The organism is Halovenus amylolytica, from assembly GCA_004015825.1.
Lineage (GTDB): Archaea > Halobacteriota > Halobacteria > Halobacteriales > Haloarculaceae > Halovenus > Halovenus amylolytica.
In genome coordinates, this window is sequence record SAYS01000014.1 from 33972 (window position 1) to 54850 (window position 20879).

Annotated in this window: 20 protein-coding genes; 11 read left to right on the forward strand and 9 right to left on the reverse strand. The window is 60.3% G+C overall.

Annotated features, from left to right (window positions below):
* Nucleotides 1-24: 24 nt before the first annotated feature.
* A complete protein-coding gene (locus EOW68_RS11515; RefSeq protein ID WP_128225310.1) occupies nucleotides 25-372 on the forward strand; it encodes a DUF5811 family protein in 348 nt (115 codons plus the stop codon).
* Between the two features lie 75 nt (nucleotides 373-447).
* Here EOW68_RS11515 and EOW68_RS11520 read toward each other — a convergent pair whose 3' ends face one another.
* Nucleotides 448-645, reverse strand: a complete 198-nt coding sequence (locus tag EOW68_RS11520; protein WP_128225311.1) for a DUF8015 family protein — start codon at nucleotides 643-645, stop codon at nucleotides 448-450.
* A gap of 170 nt (nucleotides 646-815) precedes the next feature.
* Between EOW68_RS11520 and EOW68_RS11525 the strand changes: the two genes are divergently transcribed.
* Genes EOW68_RS11525 through EOW68_RS11540 form a run of 4 tightly spaced genes read left to right on the forward strand, consistent with a single transcriptional unit; the run spans nucleotide 816 to nucleotide 6593 of the window.
* A complete protein-coding gene (locus tag EOW68_RS11525; RefSeq protein WP_128225312.1) occupies nucleotides 816-1694 on the forward strand; it encodes an ABC transporter ATP-binding protein in 879 nt (292 codons plus the stop codon).
* The gene (locus tag EOW68_RS11530; protein ID WP_128225313.1) at nucleotides 1691-3541 is read left to right on the forward strand and encodes a PrsW family glutamic-type intramembrane protease; all 1851 of its coding nucleotides are present in this window, start codon (nucleotides 1691-1693) and stop codon (nucleotides 3539-3541) included. The genes EOW68_RS11525 and EOW68_RS11530 overlap by 4 nt, the downstream gene beginning before the upstream one ends.
* Nucleotides 3534-4628: an ABC transporter permease gene (locus EOW68_RS11535; RefSeq protein ID WP_431358892.1), complete on the forward strand. Its 1095-nt coding sequence runs from the start codon at nucleotides 3534-3536 to the stop codon at nucleotides 4626-4628. Before EOW68_RS11530 ends, EOW68_RS11535 begins: the two co-directional genes overlap by 8 nt.
* Before the next feature lie 48 nt (nucleotides 4629-4676).
* Nucleotides 4677-6593 carry an ABC transporter ATP-binding protein gene (locus tag EOW68_RS11540; RefSeq protein WP_128225314.1) on the forward strand — a complete coding sequence of 639 codons (1917 nt, stop codon included), beginning with the start codon at nucleotides 4677-4679 and terminating at the stop codon, nucleotides 6591-6593.
* A gap of 2 nt (nucleotides 6594-6595) precedes the next feature.
* Here EOW68_RS11540 and pdhA read toward each other — a convergent pair whose 3' ends face one another.
* Nucleotides 6596-7732, reverse strand: coding sequence for a pyruvate dehydrogenase (acetyl-transferring) E1 component subunit alpha (gene pdhA / locus EOW68_RS11545; RefSeq protein WP_128225315.1), 1137 nt, complete (start codon nucleotides 7730-7732; stop codon nucleotides 6596-6598).
* A gap of 92 nt (nucleotides 7733-7824) precedes the next feature.
* On the opposite strand from pdhA, the gene EOW68_RS11550 reads away from it, so the two are divergent.
* Nucleotides 7825-8052, forward strand: coding sequence for a hypothetical protein (locus EOW68_RS11550; RefSeq protein ID WP_128225316.1), 228 nt, complete (start codon nucleotides 7825-7827; stop codon nucleotides 8050-8052).
* Between the two features lie 23 nt (nucleotides 8053-8075).
* Here the strand turns inward: EOW68_RS11550 and EOW68_RS11555 are convergent, their stop codons facing one another.
* Nucleotides 8076-9227 carry a 5-(carboxyamino)imidazole ribonucleotide synthase gene (locus tag EOW68_RS11555; protein ID WP_128225317.1) on the reverse strand — a complete coding sequence of 384 codons (1152 nt, stop codon included), beginning with the start codon at nucleotides 9225-9227 and terminating at the stop codon, nucleotides 8076-8078.
* Between the two features lie 273 nt (nucleotides 9228-9500).
* Between EOW68_RS11555 and EOW68_RS11560 the strand changes: the two genes are divergently transcribed.
* Nucleotides 9501-9695, forward strand: coding sequence for a cold-shock protein (locus tag EOW68_RS11560; RefSeq protein ID WP_128225318.1), 195 nt, complete (start codon nucleotides 9501-9503; stop codon nucleotides 9693-9695).
* Nucleotides 9696-9775: 80 nt separating this feature from the next.
* Here the strand turns inward: EOW68_RS11560 and EOW68_RS11565 are convergent, their stop codons facing one another.
* Both EOW68_RS11565 and EOW68_RS11570 read right to left on the reverse strand, forming a co-directional pair.
* Nucleotides 9776-10909, reverse strand: a complete 1134-nt coding sequence (locus EOW68_RS11565; RefSeq protein WP_128225319.1) for a serine hydrolase domain-containing protein — start codon at nucleotides 10907-10909, stop codon at nucleotides 9776-9778.
* A 74-nt stretch (nucleotides 10910-10983) separates the two neighbouring features.
* Nucleotides 10984-12168: a hypothetical protein gene (locus EOW68_RS11570; protein WP_128225320.1), complete on the reverse strand. Its 1185-nt coding sequence runs from the start codon at nucleotides 12166-12168 to the stop codon at nucleotides 10984-10986.
* 151 nt (nucleotides 12169-12319) lie between these two features.
* Between EOW68_RS11570 and EOW68_RS11575 the strand changes: the two genes are divergently transcribed.
* The 3 genes from EOW68_RS11575 to EOW68_RS11585 are packed head-to-tail and all read left to right on the forward strand — an operon-like array spanning nucleotide 12320 to nucleotide 16289.
* A complete protein-coding gene (locus EOW68_RS11575; protein WP_128225321.1) occupies nucleotides 12320-13459 on the forward strand; it encodes a thiamine ABC transporter substrate-binding protein in 1140 nt (379 codons plus the stop codon).
* Nucleotides 13460-13462: 3 nt separating this feature from the next.
* Nucleotides 13463-15244 carry an ABC transporter permease gene (locus EOW68_RS11580; protein ID WP_431358893.1) on the forward strand — a complete coding sequence of 594 codons (1782 nt, stop codon included), beginning with the start codon at nucleotides 13463-13465 and terminating at the stop codon, nucleotides 15242-15244.
* Entirely contained in the window at nucleotides 15225-16289 is a 1065-nt protein-coding gene (locus EOW68_RS11585; RefSeq protein ID WP_431358894.1) for an ABC transporter ATP-binding protein, read from the forward strand. Before EOW68_RS11580 ends, EOW68_RS11585 begins: the two co-directional genes overlap by 20 nt.
* Here the strand turns inward: EOW68_RS11585 and EOW68_RS11590 are convergent.
* The 3 genes from EOW68_RS11590 to EOW68_RS11600 all read right to left on the reverse strand — a co-directional run bounded on the left by EOW68_RS11590 (nucleotide 16286) and on the right by EOW68_RS11600 (nucleotide 18949).
* Nucleotides 16286-17074: a mechanosensitive ion channel domain-containing protein gene (locus EOW68_RS11590; RefSeq protein WP_128225322.1), complete on the reverse strand. Its 789-nt coding sequence runs from the start codon at nucleotides 17072-17074 to the stop codon at nucleotides 16286-16288. The genes EOW68_RS11585 and EOW68_RS11590 overlap by 4 nt on opposite strands.
* A complete protein-coding gene (gene dacZ / locus EOW68_RS11595) occupies nucleotides 17074-17886 on the reverse strand; it encodes a diadenylate cyclase DacZ (RefSeq protein WP_128225323.1) in 813 nt (270 codons plus the stop codon). Before dacZ ends, EOW68_RS11590 begins: the two co-directional genes overlap by 1 nt.
* Nucleotides 17887-17983: 97 nt before the next feature.
* Nucleotides 17984-18949 (reverse strand): methyltransferase domain-containing protein, encoded by a 966-nt coding sequence (locus tag EOW68_RS11600; RefSeq protein WP_128225324.1) that lies wholly within the window; start codon nucleotides 18947-18949, stop codon nucleotides 17984-17986.
* A gap of 195 nt (nucleotides 18950-19144) precedes the next feature.
* On the opposite strand from EOW68_RS11600, the gene EOW68_RS11605 reads away from it, so the two are divergent.
* A complete protein-coding gene (locus EOW68_RS11605) occupies nucleotides 19145-19705 on the forward strand; it encodes a TATA-box-binding protein (RefSeq protein ID WP_128225325.1) in 561 nt (186 codons plus the stop codon).
* A 37-nt stretch (nucleotides 19706-19742) separates the two neighbouring features.
* Here EOW68_RS11605 and EOW68_RS11610 read toward each other — a convergent pair whose 3' ends face one another.
* On the reverse strand, nucleotides 19743-20879 hold the full coding sequence (locus tag EOW68_RS11610) for a DNA-methyltransferase (RefSeq protein WP_128225326.1): 1137 nt from the start codon (nucleotides 20877-20879) through the stop codon (nucleotides 19743-19745).

A 20879-nucleotide genomic window follows, 5' to 3' on the forward strand; every position in this document is an offset into this window, starting at 1 on the left:
TCCCGTATAAAAGAGAGACAGCAAATGTATGGCAATACTTCCTTCGGTGACAGTTCGTCTAGTCCGGAGTTAAACGACGATCAACGTAAAGCGCTCCGGCAGGAACTCTCGACGGTTGCTGCGCGCACACGTGAACTTCTGCCCGGCGAATTTGTCGTCGGCTCCGAACTCGTCGAGAGTTCGAGCGGTCCGCGCGCGACTGTCGCCGTCCGCCCACCTGTGGGCGGGATTGTAAGCGCTGATTACTCGCTCGATGGCGAGTACACCATCGACGAAACCGAACGAGAGGATCTCGCAGTCGGACTCGCTGCCAGTGCTGCACTCCAGGTCAAACAGGCCCAGAACGGAAACACCTCACAGACTGCCCGATAACGGTTGACCACCTCGACGTTCGATTCTTCGACATTTTCGACACTGTTGTTCACTCGTCGCCGAACTACCAGTCCGTCACCCGGTGGGCTGGGCTGGAGGTCGGTAGAAGAGGACGTAGCCGACACAGGCTGCTGCCGGGAGACTGGAGACGAACAGGGAACTCACCAGTCCCACAGCCGAAAACTGCGCCACGAGCAACCCGATCAAAAGCACGACTGCGATCCCGAAAAGCGAGAGATCGTGACGTGTGGCATCTACCGGGGAAACACCCATTGTCCGCTTCTCGAACGGGCCATAATTAAATATTATTACCCTAAACAAGAGACTCCCCGGAGAACCCTTCGGTACACGTATCGCGGGGGTTTTCTCCTTTGGTAGCACTCATTAATTATATAACAACTATAATCAAATATATACAGTCACGCAACCAAACGAATAGATAGATGATCGAGGCGTGGGAGTTGCGAAAAGAGTACGGAGGATTCGTCGCCGTCGAGGGGAGTTCGTTCAGCGTCGATCGTGGCGAGGTGTTCGGTATTATCGGCCCGAACGGGGCCGGAAAAACGACCACGTTGAAGATGCTCGCGGGGCTGCTCGAACCGACCGCCGGCGAGGCGGAGGTCGCCGGCTACGACGTCAGCGAGACCGAAATGCGCCACCAGCTCGGATTTCTCCCGGAGGAGTCGCCACTGTACGAGGAGATGACACCGAAGACCTATCTCGACTTTTTTGCAGATCTGTACGACGTCGATTCTGCCGTCGCACGCGAGCGAAGAGAGGAGACACTCGACGATCTCGATCTGGAGCACCGTAATCGCCAGCTCGGCGATATGTCGAAAGGGATGAAACGGAAAGTCGCCATCGCTCGCTCGTTGATCAACGATCCCGAAGTGTTGATCTACGACGAGCCGGCGAGCGGCCTCGACCCACTGACGACCAACTACATTATCGAGTTTACCGAGCGTCTGGCCGAGGAAGGGAAGACGATCATTTTCAGTGCACACAACCTGTTTCACGTCGAGTCGATCTGCGATCGGGTCGCCATCATGAACGAGGGGGAGATCGTCGCACGGGGTGATCTCGACCGGCTACAGGACGAGTACGGCGAGACGACCTACCACGTCTACACGACAGTCGAGATTCCCGAGAGCGTCAGGGAGAACGGCCGCTACCGCACGGTCGTCGAGAGCATGGAGGCCGTCGACGAGAGACGCGAGCAGGCACAGGCGGCCGGGGGTGAAGTCGTCGATATCCGAACCGAACAGTCCAGTCTCGAAGAGGTGTTCCTGAACGTCGCACAGTCCGGGAGGCCGGGACAGTGAACCCGCGGAAACTGCTCCGGATCGCCCGCTGGGAAGTGACGAAAAACGCCGGCGGACTCGACAGACGAACGATCGCAGTCGTCGTCGTCGCCGTCGCGGGCCTGGCTCTCGTCGCACCGGTCGTCGGTGTCGGCGGGGTCGGCGTCGACGATGGGATCTACCGCGTCGCAGTCGACGACGACAGCCAGTACGACGACGTCGTCGCGAACGATTCCACGTTTACGGTTCGTGAGGCGAGCAGTCGAGACGCTCTGGAGCGTGGCACCGTCGATCTCTGGATCGGCGAACGCGGTGTCGAACCTGCGGATAGTCGCAAAGGAGCAGCCGCCTACGAGGAGTTACGCGAGAGCGCCAGCACGTACAACAATCAGCAACTCGCAAAGGAGGGTAACCAGACTGCCGCCTTTCCCGTCTCCGTAACTGTCCAGTTCCGTGAGCAGGCCTCGCTGAACACGAGTCTCGGAGCCGGTAGTGGGAACAGTGACGGAGATGACTCGCCAGCGACCGATCCGGACGACGACTCTCCCAGCACCGGCGGTGACGACTCCGAGACGGATCAATCTGGCACCGAGGACGATGCGACGGGATCGGTGGGAGACGACGACAGCACAGCTGACGGGAATACGGGTGGTGCACCACCTGGTGGCGTCACCGGCCCACTCTCCGAAGACGAACTCTCCGGATCGCCTGCGGATATCAACCCACCCTTTCCCTTCCAGTCGCTGGTGCTCGCCTTTATTTTCGTGATACCGCTCAACTTCCTGATACAGGCATACGGGAGTACGATGCTCTCCGAGCGGCTGAAGCGCCGCGGTGAACTGCTACTCGTCTCACCGGTAACCAGGCTCGACATCATCGGTGGCAAAACGCTGCCGTACTTCGCGGGAGCGATGGTCACAGAAGGGGCAATCGCGGTCGGACTCGTCTACGTCGCACGCGGCGAACTGGGTGGGCTGATCTCGATGCTCGCCATCATGCCGCTCGTGTTGCTGTTTCTCGGAGCCACGTTCCTGGGTTCGATGTTTGCCCGGTCGTTCAAGGAACTGACCTTCGTCACGGTGACGATCACGGTCGTGCTGACGAGTTACGCGTTCGTTCCGGCCATCTTCACGGATATCGACTCACTGGCGCTGATCTCTCCGCTGACGTTGGTCGTCAGGGATCTCCAGGGGGAGGCGATCGGATTCCAGGGATTCATCTTCTCGACACTGCCACCCTTGCTCTCGGCGCTGGTCTTCTTCGGGCTCGGCTCGGGGCTGTACCGCGAGGAGGATATGTTCGACCAGCGGTCGATCTCGGGCAAGGTTCTCGACGCGCTCGCGGGGCCGATCTCCCGACCGTACCACGTCGGGGTAATGACGATGATTCTCATCCCGTTCGTGTTCGTTATCCAGTTGCTCGCGATCGCGTTGCTTTTCGCGACGGGCGATCTCTCGGTTCCACTCATCCTCGTCGTCGTCGCCGTCGTCGAGGAGATCGCGAAGAGCCTGCACATCTACGCGTCCTACGACCACAACCGGTTCGACGCGACGGCGAGGGTCGCTATCGTGCTGGGGATCGCGAGCGGTGTCGGCTTCTTCCTGGGTGAGAAGATCGCCCTGCTCGCCCAGCTCGTGGGATTGCAGAATCTGGCCGTCGCGGAAGCGGGGCTCTCTGGCGGGGTTGCAGATGTCAGTGGCCCCGTGGTGATCTTGTTCCTGCTCGCACCGCTGGTCTTGCACATCGTGACGGCAGCCATCTCGGCACTCGGTGCCCGGAAGAACCGGCGAGCCTACCTGCTGGCGCTGGCCGTCGCGATTGCGGTGCACTTCGTCTACAACTTTACGGTGGTGAGAAGCTTTGTTTAATCCACTCGATATCACGGGCGACAGCAGAGTGACGATTGCCGGCCGAGAGATCTCCGCGCTCAGCCGGGAGAAGACGATCGTACTGGCGCTGATCATCCAGCTATTTATCGCTGCCTTCTCCTCGTTTCTCGTCGTCGGGCTCACGTCGCTGTACGATCCGGGCTCGGCGGGCGGTGAGATCGAGGTCGGCGTCTCCGGGGACCAGCAGGACAAGCTCCTGGATGCGATCGCGCAGTCCGACTCTGTCAGCGCGACGGTCTACGAGAGTCGGGCAGCGGCTCTCGAAGCGTTCGAGAACAGAGCGGTCAACGCGGCACTGACAGCCCGGAGTAAACAGACCGAACAGGGCAACCGGATAGCGGTCGATGCAGCGGTGCCGGCAGAGAGTCTGGAGACGACGCTCATCGTCGTGACGTTGCGTGATCTCCTCTCGGATCTCGAAGACTCCGAACGCAGCGTCCGGACAGAGTATCTGGAGTTCTCGCCAGTCGAGATCGCCGACGACCCAGCCGGCACTGGCTCAGATTTCACCCAGTATTTCAGCTTCACCTACACCATACTGCTCCCACTCCTGCTCTTTTTGCCGCCTTTCATCAGTGGCTCGGTGGTCGTCGACTCAGTCACAGAGGAGATCGAACGCGGCACGCTAGAGCTGTTGCGTGTCGCGCCAATCTCGCTTACTGATATCGTCGACGGCAAAGCCTTCGCGATGATACTACTCGCGCCGCTGCAGGCACTGCTGTGGATCGCGTTGCTCCAGTTCAACGATATACCGATCTCGTATATTCCGTTACTAGCGTTGCTCGTCCTCGCGACGGCGACGATTACGACAGCGATCGGGCTGTTGCTCGGCTTGCTCACGGGGACACGCCAGAAAGCACAGCTGCTGTACTCGATGATCGTGTTGCTGTTGTTCGGTGGCGCGGCGGCACTGCCCGAGCATCCGGCGACGACGGCTGCATTGCTCGCTGTCGACAGTCCGACCGTGACGACGTTCGCCCACGTCGCCGGATACACACTGGTCGCGATCGCTGGCTACGCCGTCATCCGGTGGTACGTCGGCAGGCTCGATCCCGAATCGTTGTAAACCGAGCGCGAACAGGGAGAATTTAACCCTGTACTCGTAACGCGTGGTATGTCCGACGACCAGGGTGGGTTCGAGGACGTTCGTGAGACCCTCGACGGCCACCCGATCCGCAGCCTGCTCGCCTACGCCCGGCCCTACTGGCTGCGATTGCTGGCCGGCGTCGTCACCTCCTTCGCGACACGGTTCGCCAGGCTCGTGCCGCCGATCATCGTCGCGACGGCGATCGACCGCGTCGTTCTCCAGTCCGGCGAACCCGGGCTGCTCTCAGATGCCGGACTGGTTCCCGGCGGCGAGATAACCGGTGAGGCTGCACGCATCGCGCTTCTCGAACAGCTCGTCGTCATCGCGATCCTGGCCTATCTCGTCAGGTCGGCGACCCGGTTTGCCTCGCGGTATCTGCTCCAGTCGGCCGCTCAGAAGGTCCAGCGCGATCTCCGCAACGATACCTACGACCACATCCAGCACCTCTCGATGGACTTTTTCGTCTCACACCAGACCGGCGGCATGATGTCGATTCTCAACAGCGACATCAACCGTCTCGAACAGTTTCTCAACACCGAGTTCCGCCAGCTGATCCGTGTTGTGGCGACAGTCGGCGGTATCTCGGTCGTGCTCTGGACCTACTCGCCGAAGCTGGCACTGATCGCGCTGGCTCCAGTGCCGATCATCGGACTCGCGAGTGGTCTGTTCCTGCGGTGGATCGAGCCACGGTACAAATCGATCCGGGAGACGGTGGCCCGGTTGAACACGCGTCTGGAGAACAATCTCGGCGGGACGGCCGTGATCAAGACGTTCAATCGCCACGCCTTCGAGCGTGATCGAGTCGCCGACGAAAGCCAGAGCTATCACGACGAGAAAGTGGCAGCGCTACGGATTCGCCGGGCCTTCTTCGCCTCGCTCCGGTTGACGACCGGTGTCGTCTTCGTCCTGGTGCTGTACATCGGCGGGAGAGACATCATCTTCGACAACCCCGGCGCGCTCTCGACGGGTGCTTTCGCTTTGTTTTTCCTCTATCTGCGCCGGCTGTACTCCCCGATGCGCCGAGTCGGGAAGTCCGCCAACAAGTACCAGCTCGCGAAATCAAGCGCAGAGCGTGTCTTCGGCCTGCTCGGAAGGGAGCCGACCGTGACCGAACCGGTAGATCCACACGAACCCGACTCTGTGATCGGCGACGTCGCCTTCGAGGCTGTGACCTTCAGCTACGGCGATCGCGAGCCCGTGCTCCGGGATATATCACTCGACGTCCCGGCCGGGACGACGATCGGGCTCGCAGGGCCGACCGGGGCAGGCAAATCGACACTGCTGAAGCTGCTCCCGCGGTTCCACGACGTCGATTCCGGGACCGTACGTGTCGACGGTGTCGACGTCCGCGAGTACGGGCTCCGGGCGCTGCGCGAGGAGATCGCGATCGTCGAGCAGAATCCGTACCTGTTCTCGGGAACCGTCGCGGAGAACATCGCCTACGGTGATCGGGGTGTCTTAGAAGCGGAGTGGAAGGGTGAATCCACCGAGCAGGACGGGGATGCCAGAAAGAGAGTCGTCGAGGCCGCGAAAGCCGCCGAGGCCCACGAGTTCATCAGCGATCTACCGGAAGGATACGATACACTCGTCGGCGAGCGAGGGATCAAACTCTCCGGCGGGCAACGCCAGCGCCTCGCAATCGCCCGAGCGCTGCTCAACGATCCGTCGATCATCGTCTTCGACGAGGCAACCTCCGACGTGGATACGGAGACAGAAGAACTGATCCAGGAGAGTCTCGAACGCCTCATCGAGAACCGGACAGCGTTCGTGATCGCACACCGGCTCTCGACGATCCAGACCGCCGACCGCATCATCGTCATGGACGACGGCGAAATCGTCGAATCGGGCACCCACGAGGAGTTACTCGACCTCGATGGCGAGTACGCAGCCCTCTGGCAGGCACAGGGCGACTCCGAAACGACCGTTCGTGCGATCAAAGAGTAAGATTACTCGTCCCGAAGCAGTTCGTCGTCACCGTGGCGCTCCCGGAGTTCCTGTAGCTGGGCCTGCTGTTCCCGGATTCGTGGTGTCTGTCCTTCGTAGACACGTTCGAACATATCGTCGGGGTCGGGGTCGACTTTCTCCGCCTCGTCGATCATACCTGCAATTTCGTCCTCGATCCGCTGTTTCATACTCGCGATCTGTTCGTCGTCGAGCAGTCCGCGCTCCCGGAGGAAGGTTTCGTAGCGCGCAATCGGATCGTACTCCCGCCAGCGCTCGACCTCGTCCTCCTCACGGTAGACGTCCGGATCGTCGACTGTCGTGTGCGCGCCGAGTCGGTACATGACTGCCTCGATAAGGGTCGGGCGTGCTGCGCTGCCGATATCTGCCTCCGGTGGCGCCGGCTCTTCGGCTTTCGCCCGTTCGACGGCCTGGCGAGTCACCTCGTAGACTGCGAGTGGATCCATCCCGTCGACACGCAGTCCCCGGAACCCGTAGGCGTCTGCTTTCTGTGCGATCGTCCGGCTCGCAGTCTGGTTGTCCCGGCCGATCGAGATAGCGTACTGGTTGTTGTTACAGAAGAAAATCGCCGGGACGTCGTAGACGCCGGCGAAGTTGAGCGCCTCGTGGAAATCCCCCTCCGAGGTCGCGCCGTCGCCGAAGTGACAGACGACGGCCGTCTCGTCACCCTTCAGTTTGGCTGCCCAGGCCATCCCGGTCGCGTGGGGGAGCTGGCTGCCGATCGAGATATTCAGCGGGAAGATATATCGATCCGCGAGTGCGCCGTTGCCGCGTTCGTACCCCATCCAGTACAGCAGATACTCGTAGGAGAGGCCACGAGCGCCGACAGCGCCGTGCTCGCGGTACTGGTAGGCAATCCAGTCGTCGTCGGCGAGGGCGTGTGTCGAGGCCACCTGGGCGGCCTCCTGGCCTGCGAGGGGTGGATACGTGCCGATCCGACCCTGTCGGTGGAGCGTGATCGCCCGCTCGTCGAGATGCCGGGCGAACTGCATCTGCTCGTAGATCTCGACCATCGTCTCTTCGGAGAGATCTGGTACTGTCGCGTCCGACCGGACTGTTCCGTCACGGTCCAGAATCTGGACGAGATTATCGTCGGTAGGCAGAGTTCCGGTCGCAGTCATACTGAACTGAAGCCAGGCCAGGCGCAAAATTCTTGTTGTGGATCACAGTTGTGGAGGTAGATTATTAAACACGACAGGCGTTGTCTGGCAATATGACAGGCGCCGGGTCGATCGATTCGATCGACGAAGATATCGCGCTCGCGTTCGGGCTGTTTGCACTCACGGACGCCGAGATCCACGAGGCTGCGTCGGCAGCGGATGTAACTCGGTGGGAGCTAGAGGAGGCAATCGAACGGGCTGGAATGAGTGAACTGTTCGATCTAGACGAGGACAAAGACGCCTCGGAGACCATCGACGATCTATTCGAAGACGATCACTGATCGGACGGCCTGTTCGAAGGCGATCACTGATCCCTGAAAGTCAACCACTCCGAGACTTCCCCGATCAAACTCAGGACGGTCGCCGGGCTTTCGCCGACCGTCGTAATGTGGCCCATCTTCCGGAGGTTGTACACCTCACGTTTTCCGTACCAGTGCAGTGAGATCGTATCAGTCCGGAGAGCATCTTCGACGCCGTACAGTGTCGCATCCTGTCGGGAGTCGACATCACCGAGGATGTTCGCGAGTGCAGTCAGTTCGCGTCGCTCGGTCGTCCCGAGTGGGAGTCCCGTCACAGCCCGGAGGTGCTGTTCGAACTGTGAGGTGTGACAGCCCTCGATGGTCCAGTGCCCGGAGTTGTGCGGTCGGGGCGCGATCTCGTTGAGCAGAATCTCGCCATCGGGGGTCTCGAACAGTTCGATTCCGTAGACGCCGCGGCCGGTCATCTCCGTGAGAATATCCTCGGCGACGCTGATCGCACGTTCCTGAACCGCTTCACTCGTGCGCGGCGGTGAGACAGTTTGCCGAAGGATCTCTTCCTCGTGGATCGTCTCGGTGACAGGGAACGTATCGACTTCCTCCTCTCCCTTGCAGCCGATAATCGCCAGTTCGCGGTCGTAATCGACGAACTTCTCGACCATCGCTGGACCCTCGATGGCCTCGAATGCGTCCTCGACATCCGCCTCGGTTTCGACGAGGATGTTCCCGCGTCCGTCGTACCCTCCCTCACGGGCCTTGAGCATCGCTGGATAGCCAAAGTCTTCGAGCGCTGCGCGGAGGTCCTCGGCAGAGTCGACCGTCCGGAAATCGGGGACGGGGATTCCTGCCTCTTCGAGTCGGCGCTTCTGGACGAGTTTGTCCTGAATCAGTCGCAATGTCTCCGGGGCTGGATGAACCGGTGTCCCAGTTTCCTCGCTGACAGCGTCGAGAACGTCCGGGTCCGCGAGTTCGATCTCGAAGGTGAGAATATCCGCTCGCTCGGCGAGTTCGTGAAGGGTCTGTTCGTCGTCGAAATCGCCGACGATCTGGTCACGGACGACCGGTGATGCCGGACAGTCGGGTGTCGGATCGGAGACCACGAGTTCGATCCCGAGCGGACCGGCGGCCTCACCGAGCATCCGGCCTAGCTGGCCACCACCGACGACACCGACCGTAATTCCTGGCGTGCTGATTGGCATACACCGAGGTTTCCGACGCGCGCGCAAAAGCATTTGTTCTCTGTGTACGTCGTCGTGCTGTGGCGTGTGAAAGCATGTCAGGGGACGAGAACTTTGGCTTCTCTCAGAATCCGGAGTGTTTTCCAGCATACGAAGCTTCAAAGAGAGAAAGACGACGTTTACAGAATTTTCCAGCAATTTCCGGGCCTTTGCTAAACATTTGATTGGGATTTTTTGCTATGATTCGATTCTTTCGGAACCTTTATTCATCTACTCGGCATCCGTATAGATGCAATGGCAAACGGTAAGGTAGACTTCTTCCACGACACGGGCGGTTACGGTTTCATCGAGACTGAGGATTCCGACGAGGACGTTTTCTTCCACATGGAGGACGTTGGCGGCGAGGATCTTGCAGAAGGTACAGAGATCGAATTCGAGATCGAGGACGCTCCAAAAGGTCCACGCGCGACGAACGTCGTCCGCCTCTAAATCGGATTTAAAGTGTCGTCTTCTGACGACGCACAACCAAATTTTCTCGACAGCTACTCCGACAGTGCCGACTCTAGCAGTTATTGATGCAGCGCAAGCCGGACAGCATCAGAGATCGCGCCGACCCGGGCAGCGTGTTCGTAGGACTCCTCTCTGATCCCGTTCGTGACGTAGGCGAATCCAACGTCCAGTTCCGGATCGCCCCACCCGAAAATACTCCCGAGTCCGGCGTGGCCGAACATCCGTTCGTGGCTGTAGTTACCGAACATGTCGTTCGCGAGTCCACCAGTCCAGAATCCGAGCGCGTACCGGGCCGGCCGCGAGAGCGTGCCATCTGATTCGGTTTCGGCGTAGGTCTCTGTGGCGTGTTCGACTGTCTCCGGAGAGAGCAACTCTGTTCCGTCGAGACTTCCACCGTTGGCCATACAGGCGTAAAACCGGGCCATCTCGCTGGCCGTACCCACCCCGTTCGCTGCCGGGATGACTGCGCGTTTGATCTCCGACCGGTTGAACGTCGCCGCCGAATCTGATGCGGGAATACCGAGTCCCTCCTCCGGGTCCCGACAGCGGTCGAACATCTCGAAGCCTGCAAGGGTCGCGACAGCATCGGGATCACCGTCGCCGACTCCAATCGAGGTATTCGATAGCCCGAGTGGCTCGAAGACGCGCTTTTCAGTCTCCTCACGGACTGGCGTCCCAGTCACTCGCTCGATCAGTTCGCCGACGATCCAGCCGTAGTTGAAGGTGTGATAGGCGGGCTGTTCGCCGGGTGGGAAGGCCGGCTCAACGTCCTCCATCGCCTCGACGATCGCCTCCCAGTCGCCCCACTTGTCGGGTTGCTGGTCGAGTTCGCTGAACGGTACGCCCGCCGTATGGCTAAGTACCTGTTCGACGGTTATCGCTGCCTTCTGTGATCCCTCCTCCGCGAACTCCGGCCAGTGGTCGACGATCGGGTCGTCGTAGTCGAGTTCCCCCTCTTCGACCAACTGGTGGACGACCGTGCCGACGTATGGTTTCGTACACGAGAAGATGAGATGCTGTGTCTCCGTTGTTGTCGCATCACCATCCGGGGCAGTCTGCCCACCCGCAAAGTTTACGACGAGTTCGCCCTCGGCGTAGACTGCGAGCTGGCCCCCGTGATGGAGTCCAACCTCCAGCTGGCGTTCGAAGAGATTCTGTAGTTTCTCGACGGCGTCTGCGTCAATTGTCACCATATCTGTACCTCAAGTGGTGAGTGATTAAAGTTAACGGAGATGAATATTCGAGACGGAAACTGAACGATGGAAACTCAGTGTGATTGTTCGTAAAACAATCCGGATACCAGCCAGAGGTGGACGGCTGCACCGAGCAGTGCTGTCAGCTGGCCCGCAGTCGAGGGAATCGTACTGGCGGTGAGCTGTCCACCGACATCGACGAGGAGCCCAGCCAGGAGAAGACCCATCGCGGCGGTCGCAGTCCGGTCGCCAGCGAGCGGAAAGGAGCCGACAGCAGGTGGGTAGAACTGGTAGGAGATACCCACGATCGTCAGTCCGAGCAAGCCGAGCAGGTTCAGACGGGCGTGCGAAGCGATCCGGGCAGGCGTGACACCATCCACTGCGAACAGAATTCCGAAACTCGCAGCCAGAATTCCGCAGAAACCACCGCCAACAACGCCGTAAAATCCGACAGGCCGTCTGTCGGAGCGATAGAAAAGGATGACGACGGCAAGCCCGAACCCGACGACAGCGCTGGCCTGGAGTATTGCCCCCAGTACAAAGAACTGGCCGGAGGGAAGCGACGCCGCGAGAACTGTGGGGGCAACTGCGCCCGCAGGGAGAACGAGCCAGGCCAGTGGTTCGGGCGGCGGTGCCGAAAAGAACCTGGGAACGAGTCGAAACCCGACAGAGAAAACGATCAGCCCACCGGCTCCGGCTGCGAGCAGATGCGTTGCACGCGGTGGATAGCCGTCGAAAAGTGGTGGCACAGCCGAGTTGACCGCGAGCAGTTCGGAGGAGCCGACGAGGAGGTAGCAAAATGCAATCAGCATGAACGGGTTCGCGAACCGATCGATCGACGCCAGCTGTGCCTTCGATTCGCTGGTTCCCGTCTCGCTGCCGGTGAGATTGTCGCGGATACTCCAGCCGATTGTCACAGCAAAAACGAGGACAGCACCGATCCACAGCAGACCACCGGTAGTGCTCAGCAAGTCATTCGATCGATGAACGCCGACAGTCAGAAACCCTGTTCCACCGACGGCGGAGACGAAGTGGACCGGCACGAGCTTCGTCGTCGACAGCTCCCGGTCGAAGTAAGTTGGGACCAGCGAGTACGCCTTCCCGAAGACTGTGTGAAAAACAAAGCCCAGCAGCGCGGGCAGAATCCAGGTCCGTTGGCTGACGCCGACGAGGACGACTGCCTGCCAGACGACCAGCCAGCAGGCACCCACGAAGACGAACCGGCGAGCCCACTGGGACGTTCGAAGTGCAGTCGTCATGTGTCCTTAATTCCAGTTTTCTGATAAAAAACCGATCACTCTCGATGCATTCGAAAAGAAGTTACAGTGACGATTCAACCTTGTTACGGATATGTTCGGCCTTGGGCACACATCAGGCTTTTTAAATACCACTGTGAGTTATCACAGGGTAATGGATAGACGAAAATTCATTTCGGCAGTCGGTACTGGGACGATGATCGCAGTCGCCGGCTGTTCGGTCGAAGATTCAGACGATGGAGGGGAAGCAAACAACACCGGTGGGAACGATACCAACACCAGCGACGACACCATGGACGACGGCACCGAGGAGTCTCCGGAGGACGAAACTTCCGAACTCGTCGTCGCGACCTACGCACCGTTCATCGACGCGCCATCGACGAGTCCCGGTGACTGGCTCAAAGAGGAGTTCGAATCCCGGTTCGACGCCGAGATCACCTATCAGACCCCGAGTGGGGAGTTGAACCACTACATCGAACAGCAGAATGCCGGCCAGGAGATCGAAGCCGACGTCTACGTCGGCCTCACCACTGACGGACTCGTCCGTGCAGACGAGAACGCGACCGAACAGCTCTTCGAGCGGGATATCGACGTGGAGGGGCAGGAAAACGTCAAAGAGGGTCTCAAATTCGATCCGGAGGGGCGTGCGATTCCCTTCGATACGGGGTACATCTCCCTGGTGTACGACAGTACCGAAATGGAGGCTCCCGAAACGTTCGATGGACTCCTCGAAGAGGAATACAGAGGCGACCTTATCGCACAGGATCCTGCCAGCTCGGAAACTGGTCGTGCGTTCCTGTTGCACACCATCCACGAGTACGGCGAGGATGGCTATCTTGATTACTGGGAGAATCTGCAAGATAACGACGTTCGCGTACTCGGTTCGTGGAGTGATGCCTATGCGAGCTGGGGTGAAGGGGAAGCACCGATGGTCGTCTCCTACTCGACCGATCAGGTGTTCGCCGAAGGGGAAGGCGAGGATCTCGCAAAACACCAGATCCGATTCCTCAACGATCAGGGCTACGCCAACCCGGAGGGGGTCGGGATCTTCACAAATACGGACAATCCGAGTCTCGCACGCGAGTTCATCAGCTTCCTGCTGGAACCGGACGTACAGGGTGAGATCGCACAGCGAAACGTCTCGTTCCCGGCGACGGACAACGCCGAGCTGCCAGAAGACTACGCCGAACTCGCACAGGAGCCACCGGAACCGGTCACCTTCAGCTACGACGAGCTACAGGGCTCGGTAGATGGATGGGTCGAGGACTGGGAGCGACAGTTCGCAAGTAACTGAACAGTGTCCAGCGCCCGCTCGGAACGGACTGTTCGAGACCGGATCGAGCGGCGCATTCTTGCGATTTTCGGGCTGAGTACTGTCCTGTTGCTGCTCGGGATGTTCTACTACCCGGTCGGGACCGTCTTTATCGAAGCGATCGTAGTCGACGGGAGCGCGACGATCTCCGTCTTTCTGGATATTCTCAGAGATCCGTTCTACTTCGGCGAGACTGCACGCCTGTTCGCGGGTGAATCACCGGGCTGGGACCTGTTTAGACCAGGACGGGAACTGGGTCTCGTCGAGTTCACGGCCTGGCAGGCCGTTCTCTCGACGCTGGCGAGTCTCGCCCTCGGCTTGCCGCTGGCATACCTCCTCGCGCGTTTCGAGTTCCGGGGTCGACGGACGCTACGCTCGCTGACGATTCTCCCATTCGTTCTCCCCTCGATCATGGTCGCGGTCGGATTCGTCGCGACCTTCGGGAGCAACGGGACAGTGAACGACGTACTCGGCCTGTTCGGACTGGGTTCGATCAACATGACCGGGACACTCAAAATCATTATTCTCGCCCACGCCTTCTACAACGCACCGCTGGTCGCGCGGATCGTCGCCGCATCCTGGGAGACTGTCGACGCGAGCGCAGTCGAGACAGCCAGGAGCCTGGGTGCGGGGCCGTTGCGGGCCTTCTGGGACGTGGTCGCTCCCCAACTGTATCCCGCAGTGTTGATGAGCGCGGCACTGACCTTCGTTTTCACCTTCGGAACCTTCCCGATCGTACTCGCACTTGGCGATCTCTCACTGGCGACGGTCGAGGTGTGGGTCAACCGACTCATCGGACGGTTCAACTACGCCGAAGCCGCCGGGCTGGCCATTATCGAGCTCGCAATCTCGCTTTCGGTTCTGTATGCCTACCTGCGCTACGAGGCAAAGCAGTCGAATCAGGCCCGTGGTGTCAGACCCCTTCCGCGGAAATCGCTGCGACCGGCCTCGCGGTCGCCCCGTGAACTGCTTCCCCGGATCGGACTCGGCGTGTACTCACTGATCGCACTGGTCGTCTTCGTCGCACCGATCGTGAGTATGATCTACGCGAGCCTGACGGGGCCGACTGGCTTCACACTCGATCACTTCCAGTTTCTGATCGAGCGCCAGACCGGCGGTGCGGATTTCCAGATCCAGCCCTGGCCGGCGATTCGAAACTCCCTGGTCTTCGGATTCGCGACCCTGCTCGTTGCTCTCCCGATGGGAGTAACGGTCGCCGTGCTCACAACGCGCAAATACCGCGGGCGAAAACTGGTCGATGTAGTCACGATGGCGCCGCTGGCTGTCTCCGGAATCATCGTCGGACTCGGACTGCTCCGGGGGCTGGTGTTCGGGGTCGAAATCGCCGGTTACCGGATCTTCGTCGGCGGCGCGATCGCGATTATCGCCGCCCACGCCGTCGCTGGCTACCCCTTCGTCGTCCGGACAGTCGCACCGGGACTCGAAAAGCTCGATCCCCAGCTGCTCGAATCGGCCCGCTCGCTCGGCGCCTCACGAGCACGGGCCTTGCTGGATGTGGAACTCCCACTTGTCTGGCCGGGCGTCGTCGCCGGTGCAGCATTCGCCTTCGCGATCTCTATCGGCGAGTTCTCCGCGACGATCATTCTCGCCGAGGGGGCGAATCAGTACACGATGCCAATCGCGATCGAACGGTTCATCGGGCGACGGCTCGGACCGGCAACAGCAATGGGAGTCGTGTTGCTGTTCGTCACGAGCCTCTCCTTCGTGGTCATCGAACGAATCGGAGGTGAACACAGTGGCCTCTGAACCGGCTGTCGAACTCACCGCCGTACGCAAAGAGTACGGGAAGACGATGGCACTCGACGGTATCTCTTTTGCCGTCGAACCCAGCGAATTCTTCACACTGGTCGGTCCCTCCGGCTGTGGGAAGACGACGACACTCCGGCTGGTCGGTGGGTTCGAACAGCCGACGAGTGGCACGGTCCAGTTCGGTGGACGCGATGTCTCGGGGTTGCCGCCGGAGGATCGAGACGTGGGTGTGGTCTTCCAGAACTACGCGCTGTTTCCCCACATGACCGTCAGCGAAAATATCGCGTACGGACTCAACTTCTCGGAGCCACCCGGAGACGTCACCGACGAGGAGCGTGTCAGCGAACTGCTGGAACTGGTCGATCTCGCGGGGATGGAAGATCGCGATCCAGCAGCGCTATCGGGCGGACAGAAACAGCGGGTTGCGATGGCGCGTGCGCTCGCACCCGGCCCGGAGATACTCCTGCTGGACGAGCCGATGAGTGCACTCGACGCCCAGCTCCGGGAGCGGCTGCGCATCACGATCCGCGAGATCCAGCAGGAACTCGGGATCACGACGATCTACGTGACCCACGACCAGGAGGAGGCGCTGGCGATCTCCGATCGAGTGGCAGTCGTCAACGACGGCGGGATCGAACAGATCGGTACACCCGAACAGATCTACGACGAACCCAAAACGGAGTTCGTGGCCGAGTTCATCGGCGACAACAACGTCTTCACTGGCGTGATCACTGCACTCGACGAGACAGTAACCGTCGATCTGGGCGAGGAGACCGTCGACGTCGCACCGGCAGACACTCTCGATGAGCCGACTGTGGGCGACAGGATGCGTTTCTGTGTTCGACCGGAAGACTTCGTCGTTGGTCAGGAGCGAAACAGTATCAGGGCCCACGTCGAAAGTGCGGAGTTTCTCGGTGACAGAACGCGGGTCCATCTTAGCTGGGGAGGAACAGAGCTACTCGCGCTGACAGACGAACCACTCGATGGCGAGGTGTCGCTCGGATTCGAGCCGGCCGACGCCCACATCATCTCCCAGTATTAGCTTCTGATGCGGATGATCCCGGAGCGGAAGACCTGCTGGTTCGGGACGATATACTCCTCACCGTCGGTTTCGATCCGTGTCACAAACATGTCCACTTCCTGGACGATCCCGCGTTTGTCGTCGATTCTGACCTCGTCACCGATGGTGTATGGCTCGATCAAGAGCAGGTAGATGCCTGCTGCACCGGCCGCGAGGAAGTCCTTGGCAGCGATGCCGACGAGAAAGACGAGACCGAAGGCGTAGGCACCGAGGAGGACGAGCAGGGCTGTGGTCGCGACGCCGAGCTGTGCGAGTGCAATCAGTGCGGCGATATAGAAGATGCTGTACTTCGCGATATCGCCGAGAATCGACGCCTCGGGGAGTTTGACCGAGCGGAGCCGTTCTTTGATCACAATTTTCGCCTTGTCGCCGGCGATCAGGCCGATGATGATCGCGAGCACGGCGATAAACAGTCGTGGCAGATTCCGTGTGACCTGCGTCCAGAACACCTCGTAATCGAGCAGTCGCGCGACGTTGAACGCGACGATGATCGCGAGCGTGTAGACGAACAGGCCGAGCAGTGTCGCGATGATGCCGCCTGTCGAGGTGCCGAAGCGATTGACGCTGCGCTCGAAGGCAGTCCCCTCGACAGCGTCGTTCATCCCCGTCCGTTCGAAAAGCGAGTGGACCCACCGCCAGACGAAATAGGAGATCACCGCGCCGGTGAGCAAAATCGTGACTGCGACAGTAAAGGCCGCTTCCTCCGAAAAGAGCCGTCGAACGAGTCGCCCAACGTCGATTGGCATCAGTACTCCTCCGGATCGAGTTCGAGTATCAGTTCACCGGCCTTGAAGGCCCGAACCATCCCGTCACTCTCGGAGAGGACGATCGCAGTCGCGTTCGTATCCCGCGTGATCGCACCGGCAGCCATGTGTCTGGCACCCAGTCCCTTCGGGATATCGACCCCTTCGGCGGCGGGTTCGAGATACCGGTACGCCGAGACGATCTTTCCACCATCCGAGATGACGAAGGCACCGTCGAGCCGGGAGAACTCCTTGAGCATGACGTTCACGATCGGATCACCGACGTGGACGTGGGATTTCTCGAACGGGTTGTACGAAAGCGGCCGGGATTTGTTCATCACCTTGCCGGCATCACCGACGACGAACAGCGCACCGACGGGCTTGCCTTTCTGGCCCTTCTTGCCGAGTTCGATCGCGACCTCGAAGACGTCACGAACCACATCTGGGTCGGCCCGGGAGTTGACGAAGAGGTCGTACAGCCCGGTGTGAGTGAACTCGTCAGCACGGACCCTGACGATCGTGTCGATATCACCGCTATCCATGAACGTCGTCAGACAGAGGATCTCGTCACCTTCGTCGATGAGTTCCGCGTCCATCGCACCCTCCAGCCCGTAGCGAATCCGACCGTCCAGGTCGTTGAACTCGAGTGGCAGAGAGACGAACTGATCCGCTTCGACTGCATTTTCCGTCCCCACGACGATCGTCTCAGTATCGTCGTTGTCGAACCGCTCGAACGTTCCCGAATCCTGCGTATACAGTAACACTGCATCGATATCTTCGACGACTTCGTCCAGCATCTCTCCCAGCCCGGTCATTAGTGTATCAACTCCCGATACCGGAAAAAAGGTTGCGGCCTGTCCCCGGGTCTTCGTGCACTCTGTAGCGACGCCAGAGTAAACGACCGATCGCTCGTTACCGCCTGCGGAGGACGACGATATACCGGGTCAAGGATCTGTGGACGCGGCGGTTGAACGCGGCCTCTGTCTGCCAGCCAGCCTGGTGTGCAGGCTGGGCCCAGGGTTTGTCGCCGACGACGACACACCGGGGTGCGATCCGTCTGGCCTCCGTCAACGTCTCCTGGATGAGTTGGCCCAGATTCCCCTCGATTTTCGACTGGCGGCCGTAGGGTGCATCGAACACCACCGCATCGGCAGCTCCGGAGGCGATGGGAAGTGAGGCACCGTCACCCCGGACGACGCCCCAGCCGCCGTCGAGGGCATCGTCGAGATTCTCCTGGGTTCCCCGGACCATCTTCCCCTGGACGTCGACACCGATCACGTCGGCACCGACCAGGCCGGCCTCGATCAGGATCCCGCCGGTGCCACACATCGGATCGAGAACCGTCGCACCCGGTCGAGCACCGGCGATGTTCACCAGTGCCCGGGCGAGGTCAGAATCCATACTGCCGGGCTGGAAGAAGGGTCGATCTGTCGGTTTTCGCGCCGTGAAATCGCGGTTCGCCTCCGACGCGAGCCACCCCAGCGCACAGAGGTCCTCGGAGAAAAGCGCCCGGAGTTCGTGGGTCGGATGCTCCAGATCGACCGTGAACCCCCTGTCGACGAGTTCGTCACCCAGTTCGCGCTCGACCTGCTGCGTGTCGATCCCGGTCGTCGACCGGACGTCGACCGCCCGGACTGCGACCGAGCCCTCGCGGTCGATAGAAGCGACCGAGAGGAGATCGCGAGCGTCCTCGGCAGTCGGCTCTGCCTTCCCGATCAGCTCACTCGCACGGTGACAGTACGCGAGATACTCGAATCTGTCCGTGAGTCCACGCGCTGTGGCCAGTCCGGGTGCGACGACCGAGCAGTCACTGACCGCGTGTTCGGCCTCGTAGGCCGCGAACTCGTCGTCCTGTCCTGCGAGTTCGAGAATGTACACGGCTTCACTGACGGCCGAACCGACAAGAGCGTATCGGTTGGCCCAACTGCAGACACAGACCGTCACCTCGACGATTCGGCAGCACGAACACTGGTATAAACAGAAAATACCACAAACCGGATAGATCAACCACTGTGTTCAGTTTGCGGGCTCACGAACCTTTATAAGGTTTAAATACGTGATTTAAATTGAGACATGGTTGATCCCAAGGAGACAATCAATATCGAAAACGTCGTTGCGTCGACGGGTATCGGGCAGGAGCTTGACCTTCAGAGTGTCGCGATGGATCTGGAGGGCGCGGATTACGATCCGGAGCAGTTCCCGGGACTCGTCTACCGGACACAGGAGCCGAAATCGGCTGCGCTGATCTTCCGGTCGGGGAAAATCGTCTGTACCGGTGCCAAGAGCACTGACGACGTCCACCAGAGTCTGCGGATCGTCTTCGACAAACTCCGCGAGCTCAACATCCAGGTCGAGGACGAGCCGGAGATCATCGTTCAGAATATCGTCACCTCTGCGGATCTCGGTCGGAATCTCAACCTGAACGCCATCGCGATCGGGCTCGGCCTCGAAAAGATCGAGTACGAACCCGAGCAGTTCCCCGGCCTCGTCTACCGGCTGGAAGATCCCGACGTCGTGGCCCTCCTCTTTGGCTCCGGCAAGCTCGTCATCACCGGCGGGAAACAGCCCGACGACGCGAAGGAAGCTGTCGACAAGATCGTTACTCGACTCGAAGATCTGAGTCTGCTCGACTGATCTACGGTCGTTTCCAGACTGCTGCATCGAAACGGTATTATAAGTTCTCAGATAGAAGATGTTTTTCTGCCGGTTCGTGGTCGATCTCGTACCCCTGCGGAGTTTCGGCGACGTCGGTTACAACGTAAAACTGGATCTCCTGTTCCTGGCTGGTCATTACGGGAAACTCGTAGTTGTCAGCCTCGTAGTCCGGTGACTCACCAGCCTCGACTCTGTCGGCGACGAAGCCACGATGGTCCGCGATACGCTGTTCGGTCACCTCGCGTGAAATCCGGGGGATCTCCGCGGTCTGTGAGCCGAAATGATCCAGAAAGGACCGGTCGCGTTCGTAGCCGACAGAGTTCCGGCCCGCGACCATCGCAGCCAGAGTCGTCGTCCCCGTCCCCCAGAACGGATCGAGGACGGTATCGCCGTAGATGGAGTACATGTTGACGAGACGGTACGGGATCTCGAAGGGGAAGGCAGCGGCCCTGTCCCGTAGTTCGTCCTGGGAGAGATCCTGTAGTCGGCCACGGATCTCCGTCCAGAGATCGGTAAACCACCGATTTCGCTCCTCCCAGAAGTACGCCGCCTCGTAACGGCGGTCGGCACCGGGTTCGAACTCCCGGCGATAGCCGTTCCGGAAAACGAGGATGTACTCGTGTTCGAGCGTGACGTAGGCGCTGGGTGGCAACATCCCCGACCCCATGAATTTCGCGGCGCTGTTTGCGGGTTTGTGCCAGAGAATATCCGGCAGTGGATCGAACCCGCGCTGTTCGAAGGCCTCGGTGATCCGCGAATGGTTGGGGTAGACCCGGAACCGGCCGCCGATCGTCCGGGTCGCGTCCCCGATGTTGATACAGGCGATCCCGCCGGGGGCGAGGACACGTTCGATCTCGTCCCAGACCGAATCGAGTACCTCGTGCATCGCCTCGAAGGCCGCCTCGCCGTCGCCAGCAGCCAGTTGCTCCTCGACGGTCGGAGAGAGCTCCGCGAACAGCTCGTCCCACATCTCGATCATCGGGTACGGGGGAGAGGTGACGACCAGTTCGACGCTGTTCGACTCGATCGCCGACAGATCGCGTGCGTCGGTGGGGTGAATCCGATGGGTCGTCGTGAGCCCCTCGTCCGATCCAACTGAGTCCGTCGTCGACTCGTGGCTGTCAGCCCGATCCGAGTTGTCGTCGTCGGCCAT

Bases quoted from the DNA above. Each gene is read 5' to 3' on its own strand.
- EOW68_RS11515 (WP_128225310.1), top strand. From the start codon at position 25: ATGTATGGCAATACTTCCTTCGGTGACAGTTCGTCTAGTCCGGAGTTA.
- EOW68_RS11520 (WP_128225311.1), bottom strand. From the start codon at position 645: ATGGGTGTTTCCCCGGTAGATGCCACACGTCACGATCTCTCGCTTTTC.
- EOW68_RS11525 (WP_128225312.1), top strand. From the start codon at position 816: ATGATCGAGGCGTGGGAGTTGCGAAAAGAGTACGGAGGATTCGTCGCC.
- EOW68_RS11540 (WP_128225314.1), top strand. From the start codon at position 4,677: ATGTCCGACGACCAGGGTGGGTTCGAGGACGTTCGTGAGACCCTCGAC.
- pdhA (WP_128225315.1), bottom strand. From the start codon at position 7,732: ATGACTGCGACCGGAACTCTGCCTACCGACGATAATCTCGTCCAGATT.
- EOW68_RS11550 (WP_128225316.1), top strand. From the start codon at position 7,825: ATGACAGGCGCCGGGTCGATCGATTCGATCGACGAAGATATCGCGCTC.
- EOW68_RS11555 (WP_128225317.1), bottom strand. From the start codon at position 9,227: ATGCCAATCAGCACGCCAGGAATTACGGTCGGTGTCGTCGGTGGTGGC.
- EOW68_RS11560 (WP_128225318.1), top strand. From the start codon at position 9,501: ATGGCAAACGGTAAGGTAGACTTCTTCCACGACACGGGCGGTTACGGT.
- EOW68_RS11565 (WP_128225319.1), bottom strand. From the start codon at position 10,909: ATGGTGACAATTGACGCAGACGCCGTCGAGAAACTACAGAATCTCTTC.
- EOW68_RS11570 (WP_128225320.1), bottom strand. From the start codon at position 12,168: ATGACGACTGCACTTCGAACGTCCCAGTGGGCTCGCCGGTTCGTCTTC.
- EOW68_RS11575 (WP_128225321.1), top strand. From the start codon at position 12,320: ATGGATAGACGAAAATTCATTTCGGCAGTCGGTACTGGGACGATGATC.
- EOW68_RS11590 (WP_128225322.1), bottom strand. From the start codon at position 17,074: ATGCCAATCGACGTTGGGCGACTCGTTCGACGGCTCTTTTCGGAGGAA.
- dacZ (WP_128225323.1), bottom strand. From the start codon at position 17,886: ATGACCGGGCTGGGAGAGATGCTGGACGAAGTCGTCGAAGATATCGAT.
- EOW68_RS11605 (WP_128225325.1), top strand. From the start codon at position 19,145: ATGGTTGATCCCAAGGAGACAATCAATATCGAAAACGTCGTTGCGTCG.
- EOW68_RS11610 (WP_128225326.1), bottom strand. From the start codon at position 20,879: ATGGCCGACGACGACAACTCGGATCGGGCTGACAGCCACGAGTCGACG.